This is a genomic window from Streptomyces sp. NPDC003016, from assembly GCF_053591455.1.
Genome location: NZ_JBSFTV010000060.1, coordinates 1 through 25,761 on the forward strand (window position 1 = coordinate 1; position 25,761 = coordinate 25,761).

The following is a 25,761-nucleotide window of genomic DNA, read 5'->3' on the forward strand; positions in this document are numbered from 1 at the left end:
GAGTTGATGCGGCTGTACGGCCGGGGCGAACTCACGTCGTGCTCGGCCCGGATGACCCGGCCCTTGGCCGTGCCGGGCCCGGGAACGACGGCCCTCCGTCGCAGGAAGAAGAGGTCGGTCAGAGCACGCGGACCGCGCCGGTCGGCATGTCGTACGCCAGGGGACGCTCGACCACGCCGGTACCGGAGTTCTGCGCGCCGACGAAGTTGCCGCCGCCCACGTAGATGCCCACGTGGTACGCGCTGCCCGCGCCGCCCCAGTAGAGGATGTCGCCCGGCTGGAGGTTGTCCAGGCCGACCTGGGTGCCCGCGGTCGACTGGGCCTGCGAGACGCGCGGCAGGTCGACGCCGATCGAGCGGAACGCGGCCTGGGTGAGGCCGGAGCAGTCCCACGAGTTGGGGCCGGTGCCGCCGGAGACGTACGCGTCGCCGACCTGGGCGCGCGCGAAGGCGACCACGGCCGCCGCGCTGCCCGTGGCGGTGGAGGACGAGGAGGAGGAAGGCGAGGACGAGGACGAGGAGGAGCTGGAGGTGTTGACGGAGACGCCGGAGTCACCGGCGGAGGCGCTGAGCGTCGTGCGCTCCGCGGCGCGCGAGGCACGCTCCTGCTCGGCCTTCTCGGCGGCCGCCTCCTTGGCGGCCGCTTCCTCGGCGGCCTTCTTCTTGGCGGCCTCTTCGGCCTTCCGCTCGGCCTCGGCCTTGCGTTCGGCGTCCGCCTTGGCCTTCTTCGCGGTCTTCGCGGCCTTCTCGGCGGCGGCGTCCTGCTGGGCCTGGAGGTCGTAGGCGTGCGCGACCTGCTGGGTGGCCTCGGCGGAGACGGCGACGGTGGTCGCCAGGTCCGCGGTGATCGTGGGCATCTCGAGGGTCGCGGTCACCGGCTCGGCATTCGCCGGCCCGGCAGCACCGGCCACCGCGATGGTGCTGAGGACGCCACCGGCAACTCCGGCACGGAGCGCGACCTTGGAGGCGCTGCGGCGGGGTTTCCGGTGGCTGGGTATGTGAGCGGTGAGGGACATGGGACAACCGCTATCAGGGGTTCGCGGTTCCCTTCAAGAAAGGTGGGCTGCGCCACAGTTGCCCCGCGTCGGCCCGAATCGGACGCCGCTCGGGCTTTATTGACGCCGTAACGGGCAATACGGGCATGCGCGATCATGCCTGTGATCATGGCCTTTCCGCAATACGTCCCAATTGCCGGGCGCCTACCATCCGTTCACACTGTTGGCCAAGCCCGCTTGTATGGAGACCGACCTGGCGTGACGCAGGTCACAGATCAAGCGCCCCTGGGAGGTGGTCGGCGCTCGTGAAAGCGCGCACGCGTCCACATTCGTACGCGAAGCTCCCTCGCCGGGGTGAGCGCGTCCTCTATCACCCGGTGCGGGTCCACCGCGAATTTGCCTGCACGCATCTCTCTTGATAGCGCAATGCGCCTCCGACCAGCGGTAACACCTTCGCTTGTCACGTCTCGTGACCACTCGTGCGCTTCGCGTATAAAGATCACCGCTCATCCGACTTCATGATCCTTCGTCGGGTGTTGGAGATCACAAAGACGTTGTCGTACCCCGTGTCGCAGATCACAGACCGGCAGGCATAGGATGCGAAGCAGCCGGGTTTGTGAACTGCCTCACATGTACGTGATCTTCGCGTGGCGAAGATCGCGGAGGCGGCGGAAAACGCAAGCTCCGGCGCGGTCCAACGGTCAAGGACGACTGGAAGGAGCGAGGAGCGTGAATGCCTACGCGCCCATCCTCGTGCTCGGCGCCCTCGGGGCAGGGTTTGCGATCTTTTCCGTGGTCATGGCCACGCTTATCGGCCCAAAGCGCTACAACCGGGCAAAGCTTGAAGCGTACGAGTGCGGCATCGAGCCGACACCCACGCCCGCCGGAGGCGGCCGCTTCCCGATCAAGTACTACCTGACGGCGATGCTCTTCATCGTCTTCGACATCGAGATCGTCTTCCTCTATCCCTGGGCCGTCTCCTTCGACGCCCTGGGGCTTTTCGGGCTCGTCGAGATGCTGCTCTTCGTGCTCACCGTCTTCGTTGCCTACGCGTACGTATGGCGGCGCGGCGGCCTGGAATGGGACTGAGGGGCTGAGGGGTCACCAATGGGACTCGAAGAGAAGCTGCCCAGCGGCTTTCTGCTGACCACCGTCGAACAGGCCGCGGGCTGGGTGCGGAAATCCTCCGTCTTCCCCGCGACCTTCGGCCTCGCCTGCTGCGCCATCGAGATGATGACGACGGGCGCGGGCCGTTACGACCTGGCCCGCTTCGGCATGGAGGTGTTCCGCGGTTCGCCGCGCCAGGCCGACCTGATGATCGTGGCGGGCCGGGTCAGCCAGAAGATGGCGCCGGTGCTGCGGCAGGTCTACGACCAGATGCCGAACCCCAAGTGGGTTATTTCCATGGGTGTTTGTGCCTCTTCAGGCGGGATGTTCAATAACTACGCAATTGTGCAGGGTGTTGATCACATTGTTCCTGTCGACATCTATCTGCCCGGTTGCCCGCCCCGCCCCGAGATGCTGATCGACTCGATTCTGAAGCTGCACCAGAAGATTCAGAACTCCAAGCTCGGGGTGAACCAGGAGGAAGCGGCCCGCGAGGCGGAGGAAGCGGCCCTCAAGGCGCTCCCCACCATGGAGATGAAGGGGCTGCTGCGGTGAGCGAGCAGAACAACGGCGCCCCCGGAGACAACGGCGTCCCCCCGGGCAACAGCCTCCCCGCCCAGCGCGAGGACACCGCCGAGGTCATCGGCGTACGCAAGGGCATGTTCGGTGCCAAGAACGGCGGCGACACGAGCGGCTACGGCGGCCTCGTGCGCGTCGTCACGCTGCCCGGCGCCAGCCCGCGGCCGTACGGCGGGTGGTTCGACGAGGTCGCGGACGAGCTCGAAGGCGCCCTGGAGGAGCAGGGTCTCCTCCCGGACAACGCCATCGAGAAGACCGTCGTCGACCGCGGCGAGATCACCTTCCACATCGCCCGCGAACACCTGGTGCAGGTGGCCAGGACGCTGCGCGACGACCCGGCCCTGCGCTTCGAGCTCTGCACGGGCGTCAGCGGCGTCCACTACCTGGAGGACAAGGGCCGCGAGCTGCACGCCGTCCACCACCTGCGCTCGCTCACCCACGGCCGGCTGATCCGCCTCGAGACGAGCGCGCCGGACAGCGACCCGCACGTCCCCTCGCTGGTCCCGGTCTACCCGACCAACGACTGGCACGAGCGCGAGACGTACGACTTCTTCGGCCTCGTCTTCGACGGGCACCCCGCCCTCACCCGGATCATGATGCCGGACGACTGGCAGGGCTTCCCGCAGCGCAAGGACTACTCGCTCGGCGGCATCCCCGTCGAGTACAAGGGCGCCCAGATCCCGGCTCCGGACCAGCGGAGGTCGTACTCGTGACTACCCCACCCGCATCAGCGCGCGAGACCACCGAAGGTCCCGTATACACCGTCACCGGCGGCGACTGGGACGAGGTCGTCCAGGCCGCCACCAAGGCCGACGACGAGCGCATCGTCGTCAACATGGGCCCTCAGCACCCCTCGACGCACGGCGTGCTCCGGCTCATCCTCGAAATCGACGGCGAGACGGTCACCGAGGCCCGCTGCGGCATCGGCTACCTCCACACCGGCATCGAGAAGAGCGCCGAGTACCGGAACTGGACGCAGGGCACGACCCTCGTCACGCGCATGGACTACCTGACGCCGTTCTTCAACGAGGCGGCGTACTGCCTGGGCGTCGAGAAGCTGCTCGGCATCGAGGAGCAGATCCCGGACCGGGCGAGCGTCATCCGCGTGATGCTGATGGAGCTCAACCGGCTCTCCTCGCACCTGGTGTGCATCGCCACCGGCGGCATGGAGCTGGGCGCGACCACGATCATGATCTACGGATTCCGTGATCGTGAAGTGATTCTCGATGCCTTCGAGCTGATCACCGGCCTGCGCATGAACCACGCGTTCATCCGCCCCGGCGGCCTCGCCCAGGACCTGCCCCCGGGCGCGATGGACCAGCTGCGCGAGCTCGTGAAGACCATGAAGAAGAACCTGCCGGAGTACGACAAGCTCGCCACCGGCAACCCGATCTTCAAGGCCCGCATGCAGGACGTCGGGTACCTCGACCTCACCGGCTGCATGGCGCTCGGCGTGACCGGCCCGGTCCTGCGCTCGGCCGGCCTGCCGCACGACGTGCGCAAGACCGACCCCTACTGCGGTTACGAGACGTACGAGTTCGAGGTGCCGACCGCCGACACCTGCGACTCCTACGGCCGCTTCCTGATCCGGCTCGAAGAGATGCGGCAGTCGCTGCGGATCGTCGAGCAGTGCCTGGACCGGCTCCGGGAGCCGGGCGACGTGATGGTCGCCGACAAGAAGATCGCCTGGCCCGCGCAGCTCGCGCTCGGACCGGACGGCCTCGGCAACTCGCTCGACCACATCAAGAAGATCATGGGCACCTCCATGGAGGCCCTGATCCACCACTTCAAGCTGGTGACCGAGGGCTTCCGGGTCCCGCCCGGACAGGCGTACGTCACCGTCGAGTCGCCCAGGGGCGAGCTGGGCGTCCACCTCGTGTCCGACGGCGGCACCCGCCCCTACCGGGTCCACTTCCGCGACCCGTCCTTCACCAACCTCCAGGCCATGGCGGCGATGTGCGAGGGCGGCCAGGTCGCCGACGTCATCGTCGCCGTCGCGTCCATCGACCCCGTGATGGGAGGCGTCGACAGGTGACCGCCACACCAGCGAATCAAGAGGTGAGCCTGGGGATGCCGCAGCTCCCCGCTCCCGACTACCCGGCCGACGTACGCGCCCGGCTCGACGCGGACGCCAGGGAGGTGATCGCCCGCTACCCCGACAGCCGGTCCGCCCTGCTGCCGCTGCTGCACCTCGTACAGTCCCAGGAGGGCCACGTCACCCGCACCGGCGTCCGCTTCTGCGCCGAGACACTGGGCCTGACCACCGCCGAGGTCACCGCCGTCTCCACCTTCTACTCGATGTACCGGCGCACGCCGGGCGGCGACTACCAGGTGGGCGTCTGCACCAACACGCTGTGCGCGGTGATGGGCGGCGACGCCATCTTCGACGAGCTCAAGCAGCACCTCGGCGTCGGCAACAACGAGACGACCGAGGACGGCAAGGTCACCCTCGAGCACATCGAGTGCAACGCGGCCTGCGACTTCGCGCCCGTGGTGATGGTCAACTGGGAGTTCTTCGACGACCAGACGCCCGAATCCGCCAAGCGCCTCGTCGACGACCTGCGGGCCGGGCGGCCCGTCCGGCCCACCCGCGGCGCGCCCCTGTGCACGTACAAGGAGACCGCCCGCATCCTGGCCGGCTTCCCCGACGGGCGCCCGGGTGCCGTCGAGGCCACGGGCGGCGCCGGGCCCGCCTCGCTCATCGGCCTCAGGCTCGCCAAGGGCGAGGCGCCGCAGCACCGCGTGGTCCACCCGCGCGGGGAGGCCCAGCAGCAGGACGGGCCGCCGCACGATCCTTCGCCGTCCGAGCACCTCAGCTCGCACGACGCTCCGCAGCAGACCTCGGCGTCCGACCCCGCTCACCCGGCCGGACCGGAAGCCGAGGAGGGGGAGTGATGACCTTGTCCACCCAATACGGGGGCACCTCCCGGCCGGAGGCCGGGGGGGATACCAGCCCGGAAAAGCTGCTCTCGCCCGTCCTGTCGGCGTTCTGGGACGAGCCCGAGTCCTGGACCCTGGACACCTACCGGCGGCACGAGGGGTACGAGGGCCTGCGCAAGGCCCTCGCCATGTCGCCGGACGACCTCATCGCGTACGTCAAGGACTCCGGTCTGCGCGGCCGGGGCGGCGCCGGCTTCCCCACCGGCATGAAGTGGCAGTTCATCCCGCAGGGCGACGGCAAGCCGCACTACCTCGTGGTCAACGCCGACGAGTCGGAGCCGGGGACCTGCAAGGACATCCCGCTCCTCTTCGCGAACCCGCATTCCCTCATCGAGGGCATCGTGATCGCCTGTTACGCGATCCGGTCGAACCACGCGTTCATCTACCTGCGCGGTGAAGTCGTCCCCGTACTGCGCAGGCTGCACGAGGCCGTACGCGAGGCATACGCGGCGGGCTACCTCGGCGAGAACATCCTCGGCAGCGGTCTCGACCTCGAACTCACCGTGCACGCGGGCGCGGGCGCGTACATCTGCGGTGAGGAGACCGCACTGCTCGACTCGCTCGAAGGCCGGCGCGGCCAGCCCCGGCTCCGTCCCCCCTTCCCTGCCGTCGCGGGTCTTTACGCGTGTCCGACTGTGGTGAACAACGTCGAGTCCATCGCGTCCGTTCCCGCGATCCTCCACAGGGGCAAGGAGTGGTTCCGTTCGATGGGCAGTGAGAAGTCCCCGGGCTTCACGCTGTACTCGCTGAGCGGCCACGTCACCAGCCCCGGCCAGTACGAGGCCCCGCTCGGCATCACGCTGCGCCAGCTGCTCGACATGAGCGGCGGCATCCGCGCCGGCCACCGGCTGAAGTTCTGGACGCCCGGCGGCTCCTCGACGCCGATGTTCACCGACGAGCACCTCGACGTCCCGCTCGACTACGAGGGCGTGGGCGCCGCCGGTTCGATGCTCGGCACCAAGGCGCTCCAGTGCTTCGACGAGACGACCTGCGTCGTGCGGGCCGTGACCCGCTGGACCGAGTTCTACGCCCACGAGTCCTGCGGCAAGTGCACGCCCTGCCGCGAAGGGACGTACTGGCTCGTGCAGCTGCTGCGCGACATCGAGGCCGGCAAGGGCCGCATGAGCGACCTCGACAAGCTGAACGACATCGCCGACAACATCAACGGCAAGTCCTTCTGCGCCCTCGGTGACGGCGCCGCGTCCCCGATCTTCTCCTCGCTCAAGTACTTCCGCGAGGAGTACGAGCAGCACATCACCGGCAAGGGCTGTCCCTTCGACCCGGCCAAGTCGACCGTCTGGGCCGACAAGCCCGCCCACCCCACGGAGGTGAACGCATGACCGTCACGACAAGTGCTCCCTCCGGAGGCGGCGAGGCGGCGGGGCCGCCCCGAGCCCCCGAAAACACCGTCTCGCTGACCATCGACGGCATCCCGATCTCCGTCCCCAAGGGGACGCTGGTCATCCGCGCCGCCGAGCTGCTCGGCATCGAGATCCCGCGCTTCTGCGACCACCCGCTCCTCGACCCGGTCGGCGCCTGCCGCCAGTGCATCGTCGAGGTCGAGGGCCAGCGCAAGCCCATGGCGTCGTGCACGATCACCTGCACCGACGGCATGGTCGTCAGGTCCCAGCTCACCTCGCCGGTCGCCGACAAGGCGCAGCGCGGTGTGATGGAACTGCTGCTGATCAACCACCCGCTGGACTGCCCGGTCTGCGACAAGGGCGGCGAGTGCCCGCTCCAGAACCAGGCCATGTCCCACGGCGACCCGGACTCCCGCTTCGACAAGAAGAAGCGGACGTACGAGAAGCCCGTCCCCATCTCCACCCAGGTGCTGCTGGACCGCGAGCGGTGCGTGCTGTGCGCGCGCTGCACCCGCTTCTCCCACCAGGTCGCGGGCGACCCGATGATCGAGCTGATCGAGCGCGGCGCGCTCCAGCAGGTCGGCACCGGCGAGGGCGACCCCTTCCAGTCGTACTTCTCCGGGAACACCATCCAGATCTGCCCGGTGGGCGCGCTGACCTCGGCGGCGTACCGCTTCCGGTCGCGGCCCTTCGACCTCGTGTCGTCGCCGTCCGTCTGCGAGCACTGCGCGGGCGGCTGCGCGACCCGCACCGACCACCGGCGCGGCAAGGTCATGCGGCGCCTGGCGGCCGACGACCCCGAGGTCAACGAGGAGTGGCTCTGCGACAAGGGGCGCTTCGGCTTCCGTTACGCCCAGCGTCCCGACCGGCTCACCACTCCGCTCGTACGGAGCGAGGCGGGCGTACTGGAGCCGGCGAGCTGGCCCGAGGCGCTCGAAGCGGCGGCCCGGGGGCTCTCGGCGGCGCGCGGGCGGGCCGGTGTCCTGACCGGCGGCCGGCTGACCGTCGAAGACGCGTACGCGTACGCCAAGTTCGCCCGCATCGCCCTCGACACCAACGACATCGACTTCCGCGCGCGCGTGCACAGCAGCGAGGAGGCCGACTTCCTGGCGTCCCGGGTCGCCGGGCGCGGACGTGACCTCGACGGTACGGGGACGACGTACACGGCGCTGGAGAAGGCGCCCGCCGTCCTGCTCGTCGGCATCGAGTCCGAGGAGGAGGCGCCCGGCGTCTTCCTGCGGCTGCGCAAGGCCCACCGCATCCACGGCCAGCGCACCTTCGCCGTCGCCACGCACGCCACGCGCGGCCTGACGAAGGCGGGCGGCACGCTGCTCCCCGCCGCCCCCGGCACCGAACCCGAGTGGCTCGACGCGATCACCGACCGCACCGAACTCGGCACCGACGGGAACGCCGCCGCCGAAGCGCTGCGCGGCGAAGGCGCCGTGATCGTCGTCGGCGAGCGGCTGGCCGCCGTGCCCGGCGCGTACACCGCCGCCGTACGGGCCGCCACCGCGACCGGCGCGTGTCTGGTGTGGATCCCGCGCCGGGCGGGCGAGCGCGGCGCCGTCGAGGCGGGCGCGCTGCCTTCGCTGCTGCCCGGCGGCCGCCCGGCCACCGACCCGCGCGCGCGGGACGAGGTGGCGTCCCTCTGGGGCGTGGCCGAACTGCCGAGCCGTTACGGGCGCGACACCGGCCAGATCATCGAGGCCGTGGCCACCGGTGAACTGGCCGCCCTGCTCGTCGGCGGCGTCGAGGTCGCGGACCTCCCCGACCCGCCGCGCGCGCGTGAAGCCCTCGGCCAGGCCGGTTTCATCGTCTCCCTGGAGCTGCGGCCCAGCGAGGTGACGGACCGGGCGGACGTCGTCCTTCCGGTGGCCGCCGTGGCCGAGAAGCCCGGCACCTTCCTCAACTGGGAGGGCAGGGCCCGGATGTTCGAGGCCGCACTCAAGCCCGACCAGATGACGCGCACGCTCGCCCCCGCCGACGCCCGCGTCCTGCACATGCTGGCCGACGCGCTCGACGTACACCTGGCGCTGCCGGACGTACGTGCCGTACGCCGCGAACTGGACCGCCTCGGCGCCTGGGGCGGAGCCCACGCCACCGACCCGGCCGAGCCCGCCGCCCCGCTGCCGTACCCCGGCGCCGGCGAGGCCGTGCTCGCGGGCCACCGGCTGCTGCTCGACCAGGGCCGCCTCCAGGACGGCGACGAAGCCCTCGCGGGCACCCGTCACGCGGCCGTCGCCCGGCTCTCCGCGGCGACCGCGGCCGGCACGGGCGTCAAGGACGGCGACCTGCTCGCCGTCACGGGCCCTGCCGGAACGGTCCGCCTGCCGCTCCGGGTCACGCCGATGCCGGACCGCGTGGTGTGGCTGCCGCTGAACTCGGTGGGCGGCTCAGTCGCCTCCGACACCGGCGCGGTGCCCGGGCAGGTCGTCCGCATCGGCCCGGCGGCCGCCACCGCCGCCACCGACGCACCGGAGGTGATCGCGTGAATCCGATGTTCCTCGCGGCCGAGGACCTGTCCATGTTCGGCCGCGACCCGTGGTGGCTCGTCGCCGTCAAGGCGGTCTTCTGCTTCGCCTTCCTGATGATCACCGTGCTCTTCTCCATCGTGTGGGAGCGCAAGGTCGTCGCCTGGATGCAGCTGCGCATCGGCCCCAACCGGCACGGCCCCTGGGGCCTCCTCCAGTCCCTCGCGGACGGCATCAAGCTGATGCTCAAGGAGGACGTGGTCGTCAAGCGCGCGGACAAGGTGGTCTACGTCCTCGCTCCGGTCGTCGCGGCGATCCCGGCCTTCATGGCCATCGCGGTCATCCCGTTCGGCCCGGCCGGCAACGAGGTCTCGATCTTCGGGCAGCGCACCACGATGCAGCTGACCGACCTGCCGATCGCGATGCTCTACATCCTCGCGGTCGCCTCCGTCGGCATCTACGGCATCGTGCTCGCGGGCTGGTCGTCCGGATCGACGTACCCGCTCCTCGGCGGCCTGCGCTCCTGCGCGCAGATGATCTCGTACGAGATCGCGATGGGCGCGGCCTTCGCCTCGGTGTTCCTCTACTCGGGGTCGATGTCGACCTCGGCGATCGTCGAGGCGCAGCAGGACCGCTGGTTCATCATCCTGCTGCCGGTGTCCTTCATCATCTACGTCGTCACGATGGTGGGCGAGACGAACCGCGCCCCCTTCGACATGCCGGAGTCCGAGGGCGACCTGGTCGGCGGCTTCAACACCGAGTACTCGTCTATCAAGTTCGCGCTGTTCATGCTGGCCGAGTACGTCAACATGGTCACCGTCTCGGCGGTCTCCGTCACCCTCTTCCTGGGCGGCTGGCGGGCCCCGTACCCCGTCTCCACCTTCTGGGAGGGCGCGAACCACGGCTGGTGGCCGATGCTCTGGTTCGTCGTCAAGGTCCAGCTGCTGCTCTTCTTCTTCATCTGGCTGCGCGGCACGCTCCCCCGCGTGCGCTACGACCAGCTGATGAAGCTGGGCTGGAAGGTCCTGATCCCGGTCTCGGTGGTCTGGCTGATGCTGGTCGCCACGGTGCGCGCGATGCGCAACGAGAACATGGAGTTCCAGAACATCGTGCTCTACGTCGCCGGAGCGATCGTCGCGATCCTCCTCCTCTCCTTCGTCGCCGACATCTTCCGCGACAAGAAGGAGAAGGAGAAGGCGGCGCAGGACGCGGCACAGCCGGCCGCCTTCGACCCGATGGCGGGCGGCTTCCCGGTGCCTCCGCTGCCGGGACAGGAGCTGCCGCCGGTGCCCCGCAGGCGGCCGCGCCACGAGCGCGAGCTGATTGTCAGTGGTGGGCCGGACACTACAAGTGACGGAAAGGAGGCCGACGGTGTCTGACTTCCAGAATCCTGTGGCCGGCTTCGGCGTGACCTTCAAGGCCATGTTCAAGAAGCGGCTGACCGAGCAGTACCCGGAGCAGCAGAAGACGACAGCGCCGCGCTTCCACGGACGGCACCAGCTCAACCGCCATCCGGACGGCCTGGAGAAGTGCATCGGGTGCGAGCTGTGCGCCTGGGCCTGCCCGGCCGACGCGATCTATGTCGAGGGCGCGGACAACACGGACGAGGAGCGCTACTCCCCGGGCGAGCGTTACGGCCGCGTCTACCAGATCAACTACGCCCGCTGCATCCTGTGCGGCCTGTGCATCGAGGCGTGCCCCACTCGCGCGCTGACGATGACCAACGAGTTCGAACTGGCCGACAGCAGCCGCGAGTCGCTGATCTACACCAAGGAGCAGCTGCTCGCCGGCCTGGACGAAGGCATGGTCGAGGCACCGCACTCGGTCTTCCCCGGCATGGACGAGCAGGACTACTACCGGGGCCTGGTCACCGAGGCCGCGCCGGGCACGGAGCGGCAGGTGGCGCTGAGCAAGGGTGAGCGGCCGCAGGAGGCCGCGTCGACCTTCGGCGAGGACGAGCCGATGTCGAAGAAGGTGATCGGAGGATGAATGCTCTTGCCGCCTCGGTCACTTCGACCGGCGAGGCCGTGCAGTTCTGGGTGCTGGGTACGGTCGCCGTCATCGGGGCCCTGTGCACCATCCTGATGAAGAAGGCGGTGCACAGCGCGCTGTGCCTGGCCGGGACCATGATCATCCTGGCGGTCTTCTACCTCGCCAACGGCGCGTACTTCCTCGGCGTCGTCCAGATCGTCGTCTACACCGGCGCGATCATGATGCTGTTCCTCTTCGTGGTCATGCTGGTCGGCGTCACGGCCGCGGACTCCCTGAAGGAGACGATCAAGGGCCAGCGCTGGCTGGCCGCGGGGTGCGGCCTCGGCTTCGGCGTCCTGCTGATCGCCGGCATCGGGCAGGCCTCGCTCTCCACCTTCAACGGGCTCGGCAGGGCCAACGCCGCCGCCGGCGGCAACGTCGAGGGCCTCGCGGAGCTCATCTTCACCACGTACGTCTTCGCCTTCGAGCTCACCGGCGCCCTGCTCATCACGGCGACCGTCGGCGCGATGGTGCTCACGCACCGCGAGCGCACCGAGCGCGCGAAGACGCAGCGGGAGATGTCCGAGGAGCGCGTACGCGGCAAGCACCTGCCGCCGCTGCCCGCCCCCGGTGTGTACGCCCGGCACAACGCGGTCGACATCGCCGGTCTGCTGCCGGACGGCACGCCGTCCGAGCTCACGGTCAACAAGACGCTGCGCGGGCGCGGTCAGATCCGCGACGTGTCGAGCGAGGCAATGGCCGACCTGAAGGCGCTGGAGCAGCGCGCCGCGGAGCGGCTCGGCCGTGAATCCGGGCACGAGTCCGGCCATGGGACCGGGCGTGACCAGGACGAATCGGAGGTCGCGAAGTGAACCCGGTCAACTATCTCTACCTCGCGGCGCTGCTGTTCACCATCGGCGCGGCGGGTGTGCTGATCCGGCGGAACGCGATCGTCGTCTTCATGTGCATCGAGCTGATGCTCAACGCCTGCAACCTCGCGTTCGTCTCCTTCTCCCGGATGCACGGCAATCTCGACGGCCAGATCGCCGCGTTCTTCACGATGGTCGTCGCCGCCGCCGAGGTCGTGGTGGGTCTCGCGATCATCGTGTCGCTGTTCCGGTCCCGCCACTCGGCCTCGGTCGACGACGCCGGCCTGATGAAGCTGTAAGGGGTCGCAAGAATCGTGGAGAACTTGATTGCGCTGCTCGTCGCAGCGCCTTTGCTCGGAGCGGCGGTCCTGCTGTGCGGCGGCCGGCGGCTCGACCGCGCGGGCCACTGGATCGGCACGCTGCTCGCGGCGGCCTCGTTCGTGGTCGGCGTGGTGCTGTTCGGCGCGATGCTGGGGTACGACGCCGAGGCGCGGACGATGCGCCAGCACCTGTTCAGCTGGATTCCCGTCGAGGGCTTCCAGGCTGACGTCGCCTTCCAGCTCGACCAGTTGTCGATGACGTTCGTGCTGCTGATCACCGGTGTGGGCACGCTGATCCACATCTACTCGATCGGCTACATGGAGCACGACGAGCGCCGGCGCCGCTTCTTCGGCTACCTGAACCTCTTCCTCGCGGCGATGCTCCTGCTGGTCGTCGCCGACAACTACCTGCTGCTGTACGCCGGGTGGGAGGGCGTCGGTCTGGCGTCGTTCCTGCTCATCGGCTTCTGGCAGCACAAGCCCAGCGCGGCGACGGCGGCCAAGAAGGCGTTCATCGTCAACCGCGTCGGCGACATGGGCCTGTCCGTCGCGATCATGCTGATGTTCACCACCTTCGGGACCTTCGCCTTCGGGCCGGTCCTGGAGGCGTCCGCGAACGGGGACACCGGCGAGGGCAAGCTCACGGCCATCGGGCTGATGCTGCTGCTGGCCGCGTGCGGCAAGTCGGCGCAGGTGCCCCTCCAGTCGTGGCTCGGTGACGCGATGGAGGGCCCGACCCCGGTCTCGGCCCTCATCCACGCCGCCACCATGGTGACCGCCGGCGTCTACCTCATCACCCGCTCCGGCGCGATCTTCAACGCCGCCCCCGACGCGCAGCTGGCCGTCGTGACGGTCGGCGCGGTCACGCTCCTCTTCGGTGCGATCGTCGGTTGCGCGAAGGACGACATCAAGAAGGCACTGGCCGGCTCCACGATGTCGCAGATCGGCTACATGATCCTGGCGGCGGGCCTCGGTCCGATCGGCTACGCCTTCGCGATCATGCACCTGGTGACGCACGGCTTCTTCAAGGCGGGCCTCTTCCTCGGCGCCGGATCGGTCATGCACGGCATGAACGACGAGGTCGACATGAGGAAGTACGGCGGCCTGCGGAAGTACATGCCGGTGACGTTCGTGACGTTCGGCCTCGGCTACCTCGCGATCATCGGCTTCCCGGGGCTGTCCGGCTTCTTCTCCAAGGACAAGATCATCGAGGCGGCGTTCGCCTCCGGCGGCGCGCAGGGCTGGATCCTCGGCACCGTGACCCTGCTGGGTGCGGGCATCACGGCGTACTACATGACGCGCGTGATGCTGATGACGTTCTTCGGCGAGGAGCGGTGGCGCGACACGGCGACCGCCTCCCCGGCGGAGCCGGACGTCGAGCCCGCCGCCGAGACGCACGGCGCCCACGGAGAGCCGCACCCGCACGAGTCGCCCCGGTCGATGACGGTCCCGATGATCGTGCTCGCCTTCGGGTCGGTGTTCGCGGGCGGGTTCTTCAGCATCGGCGACCGGTTCGCGAACTGGCTGGCTCCGGTCACGCAGTTCGAACACCCGCACCCGCCGATCAGCGTCCCGCTGATCACGGCGATGACGGTCGCCGTCCTGCTGATCGGTGTCGCGGCCGCGTACGCCCAGTACGGCCGGGGGCCCGTCCCGGTCGTCGCCCCGCGCGGCTCGCTGCTGACCCGCGCCGCCCGGCGCGACCTCCTCCAGGACGACTTCAACCACGTCGTCCTGGTCCGCGGCGGCGAGCACCTCACCCGCTCCCTGGTCTACGTCGACCACACCCTGGTCGACGGGGTCGTCAACGGGACGGCGGCCTCGGTCGGCGGGCTCTCCGGCCGGCTGCGCAAGCTGCAGAACGGCTACGCCCGCTCGTACGCGGTCTCGATGTTCGGCGGTACGGCGATCCTCATCGCCGCGACCCTGCTGATGAGGGCGGTCTGATCACGATGTCTTTTCCCCTTCTGACGGTCACGGCGGCGCTCCCGGCGGTCGGTGCGGTCCTGACCGCCGCCGTGCCGGCCGCCCGCCGTACCGCCGCCAAGTGGCTGGCGCTGCTCTTCTCGCTCGCGACGCTCGTCCTGGCGGCCCTGGTGGTCGTCCGCTTCGAGCCCGCCGGCGACCGCTACCAGCTCACCGAGTCCCACGCCTGGATCCCGGACTTCGGGGTCAGGTACGAGCTGGGCGTGGACGGCATCGGCGTCGCGCTGATCGCGCTGACCGCCCTGCTGATCCCGTTCGTGATCCTGGCCGGCTGGAACGACGCCGACCCTTCCCCGGGCTCTCGGCCCGGTTCGAGCGGGGGAGGCCCCGTCGAAACCAAGGCCCCCTACACATGGCGGCCGACCCAGGGCTTCTTCGCCCTGATCCTGATGGTCGAGGCGATGGTGATCATCTCCTTCGAGGCCACCGACGTCTTCCTCTTCTACATCTTCTTCGAAGCCATGCTCATCCCGATGTACTTCCTCATCGGCGGCTTCGGAGACCGGGCGCACGCGGGCACCGACGGGACGGCGGCGGCCCAGCGCTCCTACGCCGCCGTCAAGTTCCTCCTCTACAACCTGGCCGGCGGCCTCATCATGCTGGCCGCCGTCATCGGGCTGTACGTGGTCGCCGGGACCTTCTCGCTCGCGGAGATCGCCGAGGCGCGCGCGAGCGGCGAGCTGGAGATGGCGGCCACCACGGAGCGGTTGCTCTTCCTCGGCTTCTTCTTCGCGTTCGCGGTGAAGGCGCCGCTGTGGCCGCTGCACACCTGGCTGCCCAACGCCATGGGAGAGGCGACCGCCCCGGTCGCCGTGCTGATCACCGCGGTCGTCGACAAGGTCGGCACTTTCGCGATGCTGCGCTTCTGCCTCCAGCTCTTCCCCAACGCCAGCGAGTGGGCGACGCCCGCCGTCATCGTGCTGGCGCTGATCAGCATCGTCTACGGCGCGCTGGTCGCCGTCGGCCAGCGCGACATCAAGCGCCTGATCGCGTACGCGTCGATCTCGCACTTCGGCTTCATCATCCTGGGCATCTTCGTGATGACGTCCCAGGGCCAGTCGGGCGCGACGCTCTACATGGTCAACCACGGAATCTCGACCGCCGCGCTGATGCTGGTGGCCGGGTTCCTGATCTCGCGGCGCGGCTCGCGGCTCATCGCCGACTACGGCGGGGTGCAGAAGGTGGCCCCGGTGCTCGCGGGCACCTTCCTGATCGGCGGTCTCGCGACGCTGTCCATGCCGGGGCTGGCCCCCTTCGTCAGCGAATTCCTGGTGCTGGTCGGCGCGTTCGCGGCGTATCCGGTGGCCGGTGTCATCGCGACCCTGGGCATCGTCCTCGCCGCTCTGTACACACTCGTCCTCTACCAGCGGACGATGACGGGCCCGGTCAAGGACGAGGTGCGGGCCATGCCCGACCTCAAGGCCCGTGAGCTCGTGGTCGTCGCCCCGCTGATCGCGCTGCTGCTGCTCCTCGGCGTCTTTCCCAAGCCGCTGGCGGACATCGTCAACCCGGCCGTGCAGCACACCATGAACGACGTCCGTAAGACGGACCCCACCCCCGAGATTGAAGCGGAGGCGGCCAAGTGAGCGCATCAGCTGTCCACGGTCTGTGGACGACGGTCGCGGCGCCCGCCGCCCAAGGCGGTTTCACGGCCCCGCACATCGAGTACGCGCAGCTGTCGCCGACGCTCATCGTCGTCGGCGCGGCGGTGCTCGGCGTACTCGCCGAGGCCTTCGTACCGCGCAAGGCCCGGTACTACGCGCAGCTGTTCCTGTCGGTCGTCGCCCTCGCCGCCGCCTTCGCGGCGGTCGTGGCGCTCGCGGCCGGCGGATACGGCACCACGAAGGCGCAGATCGCGGCGGAGGGCGCCATCGCGGTCGACGGCCCGGCGCTCTTCCTCCAGGGCACGATCCTGCTGGCCTCGATGGTCGCCGTGTTCACCTTCGCCGAGCGCAGGCTCGACCCGGACGCGCACGGCAACCGCGTCGACTCGTTCGCGGCCCAGGCCGCGTCCGTACCCGGAAGTGACAGTGAGAAGGCCGCGGTCAAGGCCGGATTCACCACCACCGAGGTCTTTCCGCTCGCGCTCTTCGCGATCGCCGGGATGCTCGTCTTCCCGGCGGCCAACGACCTGCTGACGCTGTTCGTGGCGCTGGAGGTCTTCTCGCTCCCGCTGTACCTGCTGTGCGCCGTCGCCCGCCGCAAGCGACTGCTGTCGCAGGAGGCCGCGGTGAAGTACTTCCTCCTCGGCTCCTTCTCGTCGGCGTTCCTGCTCTTCGGCATCGCGCTGATGTACGGATACGCGGGCTCGCTCTCGTACGCGAGGATCGCGAGCGTCGTCGACGGCACGGTCAAGCAGATCGACCCGGCGCTCGCCGACACCATGGGCAACGACGCGCTGCTGCTCATCGGCGCCGCGATGATCCTGATGGGCCTGCTCTTCAAGGTCGGCGCGGTGCCGTTCCACATGTGGACCCCGGACGTCTACCAGGGCGCTCCGACCCCGGTCACCGGTTTCATGGCGGCGGCGACCAAGGTGGCGGCCTTCGGCGCGCTGCTGCGGCTGCTGTACGTCGTGCTGCCGGGCCTGCGCTGGGACTGGCGCCCCGTGATGTGGGGCATCGCGATCGTCACCATGCTGGGCGGCGCGATCGTCGCGATCACCCAGACCGACATCAAGCGGCTCCTGGCGTACTCCTCGATCGCGCACGCCGGATTCATCCTGGCCGGTGTGATCGCGACCACGGGCGAGGGCGTCTCGGCCGTCCTCTTCTACCTGCTCGCGTACTCCTTCACGACGATCGGCGCCTTCGCCGTCGTCACGCTGGTGCGCGACGCGGGCGGCGAGGCGACGCATCTGTCGAAGTGGGCGGGGCTGGGGCGGCGCTCGCCCCTGGTGGCCGCCGTCTTCGCGGTGTTCCTGCTGGCCTTCGCCGGCATCCCGCTGACGTCGGGCTTCTCGGGGAAGTTCGCGGTCTTCAAGGCGGCGGCCGAGGGCGGCGCCGGGGCGCTGGTCGTGGTCGGTGTGGTCTCGTCGGCGATCGCCGCGTTCTTCTACATCCGGGTGATCGTCCTGATGTTCTTCAGCGAGCCGAAGACGGACGGCCCGACGGTCGCCGTGCCGTCGCCGCTGACGATGGTGGCGATCGGGACGGGCGTCGTGGTGACGCTGGTGCTCGGTCTCGCGCCCCAGTACTTCCTGGACCTGGCCGGCCAGGCGGGAGTCTTCGTCCGCTGACCTTCTGCCGTGCTCCGTACGGGCACGACCGCCGCCCGGTGTCCCTCCTCGCAGGGGTGCCGGGCGGCTGCTTTCGGGTGGGGGTGTCAGTGGGTGCCCCTATCGTGGGGAGCCGGGCACGGTACGTACGGGGGACAGAGCGATGAACGGGACGGGTGGCATGGTCGAGGCCGGCGAGGTGACGCGCAGCGACGCGCTGGAGACGCTGCACCGCGTCTTCGGGTACGAGGCGTTCCGCGGTGAGCAGGCCGCGGTCATCGAGCATGTGGTGGCCGGCGGGGACGCGGTCGTGCTGATGCCGACCGGCGGCGGAAAGTCGCTGTGCTACCAGATCCCCGCGCTGGTCAGGCCCGGTACGGGCATCGTGATCTCCCCTCTCATCGCACTCATGCAGGACCAGGTCGACGCGTTGCGGGCGCTCGGTGTGCGGGCCGGGTTCATCAACTCCACGCAGGACTTCGACGAGCGGCGCGCGATGGAGGCGGAGTTCCTCGCCGGGGAGCTGGACCTCCTCTACCTGGCACCGGAGCGGCTGCGCCTGGACTCCACCCTGGACCTGATCGGCCGGGCCAAGATCTCGGTGTTCGCGATCGACGAGGCGCACTGCGTGGCCCAGTGGGGCCACGACTTCCGGCCGGACTACCTGAACCTGTCGGTGCTGGGCCAACGGTGGCCGGAGGTGCCGCGGATCGCGCTCACGGCGACCGCGACGGACGCCACCCACCGCGAGATCACCCAGCGGCTCGGGATGCCGCAGGCCCGGCACTTCGTGGCGAGCTTCGACCGCCCCAACATCCAGTACCGGATCGTGGGGAAGTCCGACCCGAAGAAGCAGCTGCTGTCCTTCCTGCGGGAGGAGCACCCGGGGGACGCGGGCATCGTCTACTGCCTCTCGCGCAATTCGGTCGACAAGACGGCGGAGTTCCTCTGCCGCAACGGCATCGAGGCCGTGCCGTACCACGCGGGGCTCGACGGGGGGACGCGCGCCGCGCACCAGTCCCGGTTCCTGCGGGAGGAGGGCCTGGTGGTCGTGGCGACCATCGCCTTCGGCATGGGCATCGACAAGCCGGACGTGCGGTTCGTCGCCCACCTCGACCTGCCGAAGTCGGTCGAGGGCTACTACCAGGAGACGGGCCGCGCCGGGCGCGACGGGATGCCGTCGACGGCCTGGATGGCGTACGGCCTCCAGGACGTGGTGCAGCAGCGCAAGATGATCCAGAGCGGCGAGGGCGACGAGGCGTTCCGCCGGCGGGCCGCCTCCCATCTGGACGCGATGCTCGCGCTCTGCGAGACCGCGCAGTGCCGGCGGGCCCAGCTGCTGGCGTACTTCGGGCAGGACCCCGAGGCGGCCGCCTGCGGCAACTGCGACACCTGCCTGATCCCGCCCGAGACGTGGGACGGCACGGTGCCGGCGCAGAAGGTCCTGTCCACGATCGTGCGGTTGCAGCGGGAGCGCAGGCAGAAGTTCGGCGCGGGCCAGATCATCGACATCCTGCTGGGCCGCAAGACCGCCAAGGTGATCCAGTTCGACCACGACCAGCTGTCGGTCTTCGGCATCGGCGACGATCTGGCGGAGGCGGAGTGGCGGGGCGTGGTGCGGCAGATGCTGGCACAGGGCCTGCTGGCGGTCGAGGGCGAGTACGGCACGCTGGTCATGACGGACGAGAGCGCGTCGGTGCTGAGCCGGGAGCGTGAGGTGCGCCTGCGCAAGGAGGCGAAGCCGGTCCCGGCCGCGCGGTCCGGGGCCGCGAAGGGCGAGCGCAGGGCGAAGGCGGCGGCCGCCAAGGCGGATCTGCCGGCGGAGGCGGTGCCGGTCTTCGAAGCGCTGCGGGCGTGGCGCGCGGAGCAGGCGCGGGAGCAGGGCGTACCGGCGTACGTGATCTTCCACGACGCGACCCTGCGCGAGATCGCGACGGTGCGGCCGGGGTCGGTGGCGGAGCTGGGCGGTGTCGCCGGGCTCGGCGAGAAGAAGCTGGCCACGTACGGGGAAGGGGTGCTGGGGGTGCTGGCCTCGCTGGGGGGTGCGGAGGCGGAGGCCCCCGGGCCGTCGCCTGCGGGCGGTGCGACGAGGGAGGCCCCGGTGGACGCTGCGGCTGGGGCTGCGGTGGCCCCGGTGGCCTCTGCGGCCCCGGGGGGCCGGGCCGGGGCGGTGGTGCCGGTCGCCGCCGCGGGCGCGGGCGCGGAGGAGTGGGACTGGGACGAGGAGCCGGACTGGGACGAGCCGGAGTTCTCCGGTCCGGCGTAGTGGGCGGGCTCGGGCCGCTGCGCGGAGCTTCTCCCCACGCCGCGCAGCGGCACCCCGGTGCCCCGAAGGCGTCCCGTCGGAGGTGTCAGCGGGCCGGGGTGATGCGGCCCGTCACCTCGCCCAGTCCCACCCTCGTGCCGTGCGGACCCGGTGCCCACGCCGTCATCGTGACCTCGTCGCCGTCCTCCAGGAACGTCCGCTTTCCGGTGGGGAGTTCGAGCGGGTCGCGGCCGTTCCAGGTGAGCTCCAGGAGGGAGCCGCGTTCGTTGACCTCGGGGCCGCTGACCGTGCCGGAGCCGAAGAGGTCGCCCGTGCGCAGCGACGCGCCGTTCACCGTCATCTGGGCCAGCTGCTGCGCCGCCGTCCAGTACATGGTGGAGAAGGGCGGAGTGGAGACCACCTCGCCGTTGATCTTCACCTCGATGCGGATGTCGTAGCCGCCGGGCTCCTCCTCCTCGGAGTCGTCGAGATAGGGGAGGAGGGGGAAGTCGCGGGCCGGGGGCGCCACCTGGGCGGTGTCCAGTGCTTCCAGGGGAGTCACCCACGCCGACACCGACGTGGCGAAGGACTTGCCGAGGAAGGGGCCGAGGGGGACGTACTCCCAGGCCTGGATGTCCCGCGCCGACCAGTCGTTGAGGAGGAACAGTCCGAAGACGTGGTCCCGGAAGTCCGCGAGCGGGACCGGCGTGCCGTGCGGGGAAGGGGTGCCGACCACGAAGCCGACCTCCGCTTCGATGTCGAGCTTGACGGAGGGGCCGAAGACGGGGGCCGGGCCGGCCGGCGTCTTGCGCTGGCCGTGGGGGCGCACCACGTCCGTACCGGAGACCACGACCGTGCCGGACCGGCCGTGGTAACCGATCGGCAGGTGCTTCCAGTTGGGGGTCAGCGCGTCGCCGTCGGGGCGGAAGATCCTGCCCACGTTGGTGGCGTGGTGCTCGCTCGCGTAGAAGTCGACGTAGTCCGCGACGTCGTACGGCAGGTGCAGCGTGACCGCGGTGAGAGGGTGCAGCAGGGGCTCGATGTCGGCGCGGTGCGCGGGGCTCGTCACCCAGGCGGTGAGCGCGCGGCGCACGTCGCGCCACGCGGTACGCCCCGCCGCGAGCAGCGGGTTGAGCGAGGGCTGGGCGAGCAGCGCGGCGTACGGAGAGCCCAGGGTGAGGGCGGCCGCCCCCGCGTCCAGCACATGGCCGCCGATACGGACACCGACCCGGCGGCGCTCGGGCTCGTCCGCGGTGGAGAAGACGCCGTAAGGGAGGTTGTGCGGGCCGAAGAGGTCGCCTTCGGCAAGGTCGAGCGGGCTCTGCTCGGGCATCGGTGCTGCCTCGCTTTCCAGGTCGTGGTGGGAACACGTTACGTGGGAGCCGCCTGTGACGGCAGTGCCTAAAGAGTTCGCAATGTCCGAAAAGACCTTGCTGGAGGCGGGAATTCCGGCTTAGCGTCCTTCGGGGACACGGACAGGGGTGTTGGGGCGGGCCGTGTGGTAGGGGGACGGGTGGCGAGCCGCAGTGCGCGTTTCACGAGTATGCGTTTCACGAGTGCGCGATCCACAAGTACGCGATTCACGAGTGCGCGATTCGGAAGTGCTCCCTTCACGCCTGACCGGGACGTGCCCGGGCTGATCGTGAAGATCGGGAGCTACCCGCTGCACCACGGCGGGGTGGGAGCGATCCGCAGCCTGGGCAGGCTCGGCGTCCCCATGTACGCCGTCACCGAGGACCGGTGGACCCCGGCCGCGCTCTCCCGCTATCTGGAGCGCGCCTTCGTCTGGCCGACCACGGGGACGGAAGAGCCCGAGCGGCTCGTGGAGGGGCTGCTGCGGATCGGGCGCCGGATCGGGCGGCCGACCGTGCTCGTCCCCACGGACGAGGAGGCGGCGGTGCTCATCGCCGAGCACCGGGACGCGCTCGCGGGCCCGTTCCTGTTCCCGCGGGTCGACGCCGGGCTGCCGCGTCGCCTCGCCAGCAAGCAGGGGCTGCACGAGCTGTGCGTCGAGCACGGCGTGCCGTCGCCGGCGGCGGCCTTTCCCGACACGTACGCCGACGTGGAGGCGTTCGCGGCCGGGGCGCGCTTCCCGGTCGTGGCCAAGAACCGGGAGGCGTTCGTACGCCGCGAGCGGCCCGCCGTCGGCGGCACCACGCGTATCGAGTCGCCCGGGCGGCTCCTCGCGCTGGCGCGCGGGTGGGGCGAGCGCCCCGGCGTCATCCTCCAGGAGTACCTGCCGCGCGAAGAGGCCGAGGACTGGATCGTCCACGCCTATTTCGACGCGGACAGTACGGCGCTGGCGATGTTCACCGGGGTGAAGGTGCGGTCGTGGCCGCCGCACGCGGGCATGACGGCGAACGCGTACGTCGTGGCCAACCCCGAACTGGCGGAGCTGGCCGCCCGGTTCGCCAAGCGGATCGGGTTCAGCGGCGTCGCCGACCTCGATCTGCGCTTCGACCGGCGCGACGGGCGGTACAAACTGCTGGACTTCAACCCGAGGATGGGCGCGCAGTTCCGGCTCTTCGAGAGCGAGGCCGGCGTCGACGTCGTCAGGGCGCAGCACCTGCACCTGACCGGCCGGAAGGTTCCGGCGGGGGAGCAGCGGGCCGGTCACCGCTATGTCGTCGAGAACATCGACCTGGCGGCTCTCCTCGCGTACCGCCGCAGCGGCTACACGACGCCGCACGCGCCGGTGCGGGCGGGCAGTACGGAGCTGGCGTGGGTCGCGGCCGACGACATGGTGCCGGTCGCCATGATGATGGCCCGGTTCGTACGGCCGGGTGCCAGGCACCTGTACGAGATGTGGCGCGGTGACCGGGCGGCCCGCAGGGGCGGCGGCAGCGCTCAGTGACACCCTGGGGAGGGGACTTCGGATGATCCGTCCGGTAGCAGTCGTCGGGGCCGGGCCGTACGGCCTGTCCACCGCCGCCCACCTGCGGGCACGCGGCATCGCGGTCCGTGTCTTCGGCTCGCCCATGGTGAGCTGGCGCGAGCACATGCCCGCCGGGATGCTGCTCAAGTCGACACCGGTGGCGTCCAGCATCGATGCTCCGCAGCCGGGCCACGACCTGATCGACTTCTGTGCGCAGACCGGGGAGCGGCGCTACGAGTCGGACTGGGACCTGGTGCCGGTCGAGACCTTCGCGCGGTACGGGCAGTGGTTCGCCGACAAGCTGGTGCCGGGCCTGGAGCAGGTGCGGGTGGTCTCCGTCGACCGTGCGGCGGGAGGTGCGGGAGGTGACGGCTTCGAGCTGAAGCTCGACTCGGGCGAGCAGTTCGAGGCGCGGGCCGTGGTGGTGGCGACGGGGCTGTCGGGGCTGGCCCGGCTGCCGCGCGAGCTGGCGGCGGCGGTGCCGGGCGGCCCTTCGGCGACCGGGCCCTTCTCGCACGCCGGGCTCCACCGGGACCTGTCCCGCTTCGCCGGGCAGGACGTGATCGTCGTCGGCGCCGGGCAGTCGGCGCTGGAGAACGCCGTGCTGATGGCCGAGGCGGGCGCGGCGTCGGTGCGGATCGTGGCGCGCGGGCGGGGCGCGGTGGCTTTCGGGGACGCGCCGGACCGGCAGTCGCGGCTGCGGCCCGAGACGCCGTTCGGGCGGGCGTGGTCCTTGTACGGGCTCACCTACCACGCGACGCACGTACGCCGGCTTCCCGCGCCCGCCCGCCACTACCTGGTGCGGCGGGTGCTCGGTCCGCTCGGCGCGTGGTGGCTGCGGGACCGCTTCCTGGCGGCGGGTGTGCGGGTCACGGACGGCCGGCGCATCGTCCGGGCGCGGGTCGAGGACGGCAGGCCGGTGCTGACCCTGAGCGGCGGCCAGGGGGCGCAGCGCGAGCTGTCCGCCGACCACGTGATGGCCGCGACCGGCTACCGGACGGACGTGGCCGCGCTGGGGTTCCTCGGGCCCGGGGTGCGGACGGCGCTGGCGGTGACGCGGGGGGCGCCGCGGCTGGACGCGGGGTACGGGTCCTCGGTGCCGGGGCTTTACTTCACGGGGCTGCCGGCCGCGGCGTCGTTCGGGCCGGTCATGCGGTTCGTGTGCGGTACGGAGTACGCGTCGCCGCGGCTGGCGCGGGCGGTGTCGCTCCGCTGACGCGGGCTGTTCCCCTGCCCGCCCTTTCCCGCACCGGGGGCAGGCCCCCGGGTCCCGGGACGCCCTGCGGACGTGTCCTCGAGCGCCGGTCGGCCGGGGGCGTCAGCCCGTCACGCGCGGGATCCGCTTCTCCCACGTCCGGTGGAACACCGTTTCGCCCGCCTCCCGGCACGTCACCTCGTCGGACGTGATGAAGTCCGCCGTGTCGCACGTGATCTCGGAGCGCGTGGTGATCTCCACGTCCCAGCCCAGGACGGGGCGGTGCAGCCGGATCCGCCCGTCCGACAGGCCGGACGGGATCATCAGGGTCCGCGGCTGGCCGAAGAAGGCGTGGTCGTCCTCGGGCGGCGGCTCGGTGGGCTCGTCGGGCCGGGTGTCGGACACGGTGCGGGACAAAATGCTTACTCCTGGCCGTACCAGGCGAGCAAGGACATACCGGGGTCTCTCGGGCTGCGTGCGGGTGACGGGAAGGCGCTCACTGTGATCGAAAGCCGACCGGATACGCTGACTTGAGTGAAGACAGCGACACATCGACAATCCGTGTGATCGTCAGCAGACAGGAGTAACCCTCGTGACCGTCGTCGGGCCGTTCGGACTGAGCGTGCGGGACCAGGCTCTTGAGACCGATGTCCAGACCGGCTTGGCAGCCGTCGAGGAAGGGCTTCTCGACGCCACCAAGAGCGAGGTTCCGTTCATCACGGAGGCCGCACAGCATCTGATCCGGGCAGGGGGCAAGCGGTTCCGGCCACTGCTGGTCATGCTGGCCGCCCAGTTCGGCGACCCCCAAGCGCCGGGCATCGTGCCCTCCGCGGTGGTCGTCGAGCTGACCCACCTGGCGACGCTGTACCACGACGACGTCATGGACGAGGCGGACGTACGCCGCGGAGTCCCCAGCGCCAACACCCGCTGGGGCAACTCGGTCGCGGTCCTCACCGGCGACTTCCTCTTCGCGCGTGCTTCGCACATCCTGGCGGACCTCGGGCCCGAAGCCGTACGCATCCAGGCGGAGGCGTTCGAGCGCCTCGTCACCGGCCAGATCCTGGAGACGGCAGGACCGCGCGAGGGCCAGGAGCCGGTCGGGCACTACCTGGACGTCATCGCGGGCAAGACCGGCTCGCTGATCGCGGTCTCGGGGCGCTTCGGCGCGATGATGGCGGGCGCCGACGAGAGCGTCGTCGACATCCTCACCCAGTACGGCGAGCGCCTGGGCACCGCCTTCCAGTTGGCGGACGACGTACTCGACATCGCGAGCGACAGCCACGAGTCCGGGAAGACGCCGGGCACGGACCTGCGCGAGGGCATCCCCACGCTGCCGGTGCTGCTGCTGCGCGCGCAGGCCGCCGAGCACGGGCGTCCGGACGACGTCGAGCTGTGCGAGCTGCTCGACGGGGACCTCAGCGACGACGCCCTGCTCGCCGAGGTGCTGCGGCGGCTGCGCGCGCACCCGGCCCTGGAGCAGGCGCGCCGCGACACCATCCGGTACGCCGAGGGGGCGAGGGCGTCGCTGGCGCCGCTGCCCGAGTGCTACGCGAAGTCGGCTCTGGAGGAGCTGTGCGACGCGGTGGTGCACCGCGCCGGCTAGTCACTGGCCAGCCGATACACGCAAGGGC

20 protein-coding genes and 1 pseudogene are annotated in these 25,761 nt (G+C 70.4%); 18 read left to right on the plus strand and 3 right to left on the minus strand.

Annotated elements, in window-relative coordinates; all coding sequences use genetic code 11:
• Nucleotides 1–118 precede the first annotated feature (118 nt).
• Nucleotides 119–1,015, minus strand: coding sequence for a C40 family peptidase (locus tag ACWDZ4_RS32735; protein ID WP_451512022.1), 897 nt, complete (start codon nucleotides 1,013–1,015; stop codon nucleotides 119–121).
• A gap of 708 nt (nucleotides 1,016–1,723) precedes the next feature.
• Between ACWDZ4_RS32735 and ACWDZ4_RS32740 the strand changes: the two genes are divergently transcribed.
• From ACWDZ4_RS32740 to recQ, 15 genes are all read left to right on the plus strand, one after another.
• A complete protein-coding gene (locus ACWDZ4_RS32740) occupies nucleotides 1,724–2,083 on the plus strand; it encodes an NADH-quinone oxidoreductase subunit A (protein WP_003956195.1) in 360 nt (119 codons plus the stop codon).
• An 18-nt stretch (nucleotides 2,084–2,101) separates the two neighbouring features.
• Nucleotides 2,102–2,656, plus strand: coding sequence for a NuoB/complex I 20 kDa subunit family protein (locus tag ACWDZ4_RS32745; protein WP_344496191.1), 555 nt, complete (start codon nucleotides 2,102–2,104; stop codon nucleotides 2,654–2,656).
• The gene (locus tag ACWDZ4_RS32750) at nucleotides 2,653–3,393 is read left to right on the plus strand and encodes an NADH-quinone oxidoreductase subunit C (RefSeq protein ID WP_451512023.1); all 741 of its coding nucleotides are present in this window, start codon (nucleotides 2,653–2,655) and stop codon (nucleotides 3,391–3,393) included. The genes ACWDZ4_RS32745 and ACWDZ4_RS32750 overlap by 4 nt, the downstream gene beginning before the upstream one ends.
• Nucleotides 3,390–4,715 (plus strand): NADH-quinone oxidoreductase subunit D, encoded by a 1,326-nt coding sequence (locus ACWDZ4_RS32755; RefSeq protein WP_451512024.1) that lies wholly within the window; start codon nucleotides 3,390–3,392, stop codon nucleotides 4,713–4,715. Before ACWDZ4_RS32750 ends, ACWDZ4_RS32755 begins: the two co-directional genes overlap by 4 nt.
• Before the next feature lie 35 nt (nucleotides 4,716–4,750).
• Nucleotides 4,751–5,575 (plus strand): NADH-quinone oxidoreductase subunit NuoE, encoded by an 825-nt coding sequence (gene nuoE, locus ACWDZ4_RS32760; RefSeq protein WP_451512046.1) that lies wholly within the window; start codon nucleotides 4,751–4,753, stop codon nucleotides 5,573–5,575.
• A complete protein-coding gene (gene nuoF / locus ACWDZ4_RS32765) occupies nucleotides 5,575–6,960 on the plus strand; it encodes an NADH-quinone oxidoreductase subunit NuoF (RefSeq protein ID WP_451512025.1) in 1,386 nt (461 codons plus the stop codon). The genes nuoE and nuoF overlap by 1 nt, the downstream gene beginning before the upstream one ends.
• The gene (locus ACWDZ4_RS32770; RefSeq protein ID WP_451512026.1) at nucleotides 6,957–9,473 is read left to right on the plus strand and encodes an NADH-quinone oxidoreductase subunit G; all 2,517 of its coding nucleotides are present in this window, start codon (nucleotides 6,957–6,959) and stop codon (nucleotides 9,471–9,473) included. The genes nuoF and ACWDZ4_RS32770 overlap by 4 nt, the downstream gene beginning before the upstream one ends.
• 5 nt (nucleotides 9,474–9,478) lie before the next feature.
• The gene (gene nuoH / locus ACWDZ4_RS32775; RefSeq protein ID WP_451512047.1) at nucleotides 9,479–10,831 is read left to right on the plus strand and encodes an NADH-quinone oxidoreductase subunit NuoH; all 1,353 of its coding nucleotides are present in this window, start codon (nucleotides 9,479–9,481) and stop codon (nucleotides 10,829–10,831) included.
• Nucleotides 10,824–11,441 carry an NADH-quinone oxidoreductase subunit NuoI gene (gene nuoI / locus ACWDZ4_RS32780; RefSeq protein ID WP_451512027.1) on the plus strand — a complete coding sequence of 206 codons (618 nt, stop codon included), beginning with the start codon at nucleotides 10,824–10,826 and terminating at the stop codon, nucleotides 11,439–11,441. The genes nuoH and nuoI overlap by 8 nt, the downstream gene beginning before the upstream one ends.
• On the plus strand, nucleotides 11,438–12,295 hold the full coding sequence (locus ACWDZ4_RS32785; protein ID WP_451512028.1) for an NADH-quinone oxidoreductase subunit J: 858 nt from the start codon (nucleotides 11,438–11,440) through the stop codon (nucleotides 12,293–12,295). The genes nuoI and ACWDZ4_RS32785 overlap by 4 nt, the downstream gene beginning before the upstream one ends.
• Complete coding sequence (gene nuoK, locus ACWDZ4_RS32790) at nucleotides 12,292–12,591, plus strand: NADH-quinone oxidoreductase subunit NuoK (protein ID WP_451512029.1); 300 nt, start codon at nucleotides 12,292–12,294, stop codon at nucleotides 12,589–12,591. The genes ACWDZ4_RS32785 and nuoK overlap by 4 nt, the downstream gene beginning before the upstream one ends.
• A 15-nt stretch (nucleotides 12,592–12,606) precedes the next feature.
• The gene (gene nuoL, locus ACWDZ4_RS32795) at nucleotides 12,607–14,559 is read left to right on the plus strand and encodes an NADH-quinone oxidoreductase subunit L (protein ID WP_451512030.1); all 1,953 of its coding nucleotides are present in this window, start codon (nucleotides 12,607–12,609) and stop codon (nucleotides 14,557–14,559) included.
• A gap of 5 nt (nucleotides 14,560–14,564) precedes the next feature.
• Nucleotides 14,565–16,184, plus strand: coding sequence for an NADH-quinone oxidoreductase subunit M (locus tag ACWDZ4_RS32800; protein ID WP_451512031.1), 1,620 nt, complete (start codon nucleotides 14,565–14,567; stop codon nucleotides 16,182–16,184).
• The gene (gene nuoN / locus ACWDZ4_RS32805; protein WP_451512032.1) at nucleotides 16,181–17,836 is read left to right on the plus strand and encodes an NADH-quinone oxidoreductase subunit NuoN; all 1,656 of its coding nucleotides are present in this window, start codon (nucleotides 16,181–16,183) and stop codon (nucleotides 17,834–17,836) included. The genes ACWDZ4_RS32800 and nuoN overlap by 4 nt, the downstream gene beginning before the upstream one ends.
• 142 nt (nucleotides 17,837–17,978) lie before the next feature.
• A complete protein-coding gene (gene recQ / locus ACWDZ4_RS32810) occupies nucleotides 17,979–20,081 on the plus strand; it encodes a DNA helicase RecQ (protein WP_451512033.1) in 2,103 nt (700 codons plus the stop codon).
• A gap of 85 nt (nucleotides 20,082–20,166) precedes the next feature.
• On the opposite strand, the gene fahA is transcribed toward recQ, so the two are convergent.
• On the minus strand, nucleotides 20,167–21,393 hold the full coding sequence (gene fahA / locus ACWDZ4_RS32815; protein WP_451512034.1) for a fumarylacetoacetase: 1,227 nt from the start codon (nucleotides 21,391–21,393) through the stop codon (nucleotides 20,167–20,169).
• A 210-nt stretch (nucleotides 21,394–21,603) separates the two neighbouring features.
• Here fahA and ACWDZ4_RS32820 point away from each other — a divergent pair, with 210 nt between their 5' ends.
• Complete coding sequence (locus ACWDZ4_RS32820; protein ID WP_451512035.1) at nucleotides 21,604–22,914, plus strand: carboxylate--amine ligase; 1,311 nt, start codon at nucleotides 21,604–21,606, stop codon at nucleotides 22,912–22,914.
• A 22-nt stretch (nucleotides 22,915–22,936) separates the two neighbouring features.
• Nucleotides 22,937–24,151, plus strand: a complete 1,215-nt coding sequence (locus tag ACWDZ4_RS32825; RefSeq protein ID WP_451512036.1) for an FAD-dependent oxidoreductase — start codon at nucleotides 22,937–22,939, stop codon at nucleotides 24,149–24,151.
• 102 nt (nucleotides 24,152–24,253) lie between these two features.
• Here ACWDZ4_RS32825 and ACWDZ4_RS32830 read toward each other — a convergent pair.
• A pseudogene (locus ACWDZ4_RS32830) lies at nucleotides 24,254–24,436 on the minus strand (hypothetical protein); the annotation flags it as partial.
• 286 nt (nucleotides 24,437–24,722) lie between these two features.
• Here ACWDZ4_RS32830 and ACWDZ4_RS32835 point away from each other — a divergent pair.
• Nucleotides 24,723–25,733, plus strand: coding sequence for a polyprenyl synthetase family protein (locus tag ACWDZ4_RS32835; RefSeq protein WP_451512037.1), 1,011 nt, complete (start codon nucleotides 24,723–24,725; stop codon nucleotides 25,731–25,733).
• Nucleotides 25,734–25,761: the final 28 nt, after the last annotated feature.

Coding starts and splice junctions, on each gene's coding strand:
- nuoF (WP_451512025.1), top strand. CDS start 5,575: ATGACCTTGTCCACCCAATACGGGGGCACCTCCCGGCCGGAGGCCGGG.
- nuoE (WP_451512046.1), top strand. CDS start 4,751: ATGCCGCAGCTCCCCGCTCCCGACTACCCGGCCGACGTACGCGCCCGG.
- recQ (WP_451512033.1), top strand. CDS start 17,979: ATGAACGGGACGGGTGGCATGGTCGAGGCCGGCGAGGTGACGCGCAGC.
- fahA (WP_451512034.1), bottom strand. CDS start 21,393: ATGCCCGAGCAGAGCCCGCTCGACCTTGCCGAAGGCGACCTCTTCGGC.
- ACWDZ4_RS32785 (WP_451512028.1), top strand. CDS start 11,438: ATGAATGCTCTTGCCGCCTCGGTCACTTCGACCGGCGAGGCCGTGCAG.
- nuoH (WP_451512047.1), top strand. CDS start 9,479: ATGTTCCTCGCGGCCGAGGACCTGTCCATGTTCGGCCGCGACCCGTGG.
- ACWDZ4_RS32770 (WP_451512026.1), top strand. CDS start 6,957: ATGACCGTCACGACAAGTGCTCCCTCCGGAGGCGGCGAGGCGGCGGGG.
- ACWDZ4_RS32735 (WP_451512022.1), bottom strand. CDS start 1,015: ATGTCCCTCACCGCTCACATACCCAGCCACCGGAAACCCCGCCGCAGC.
- ACWDZ4_RS32745 (WP_344496191.1), top strand. CDS start 2,102: ATGGGACTCGAAGAGAAGCTGCCCAGCGGCTTTCTGCTGACCACCGTC.
- ACWDZ4_RS32800 (WP_451512031.1), top strand. CDS start 14,565: ATGTCTTTTCCCCTTCTGACGGTCACGGCGGCGCTCCCGGCGGTCGGT.
- ACWDZ4_RS32820 (WP_451512035.1), top strand. CDS start 21,604: ATGCGTTTCACGAGTGCGCGATCCACAAGTACGCGATTCACGAGTGCG.
- ACWDZ4_RS32825 (WP_451512036.1), top strand. CDS start 22,937: ATGATCCGTCCGGTAGCAGTCGTCGGGGCCGGGCCGTACGGCCTGTCC.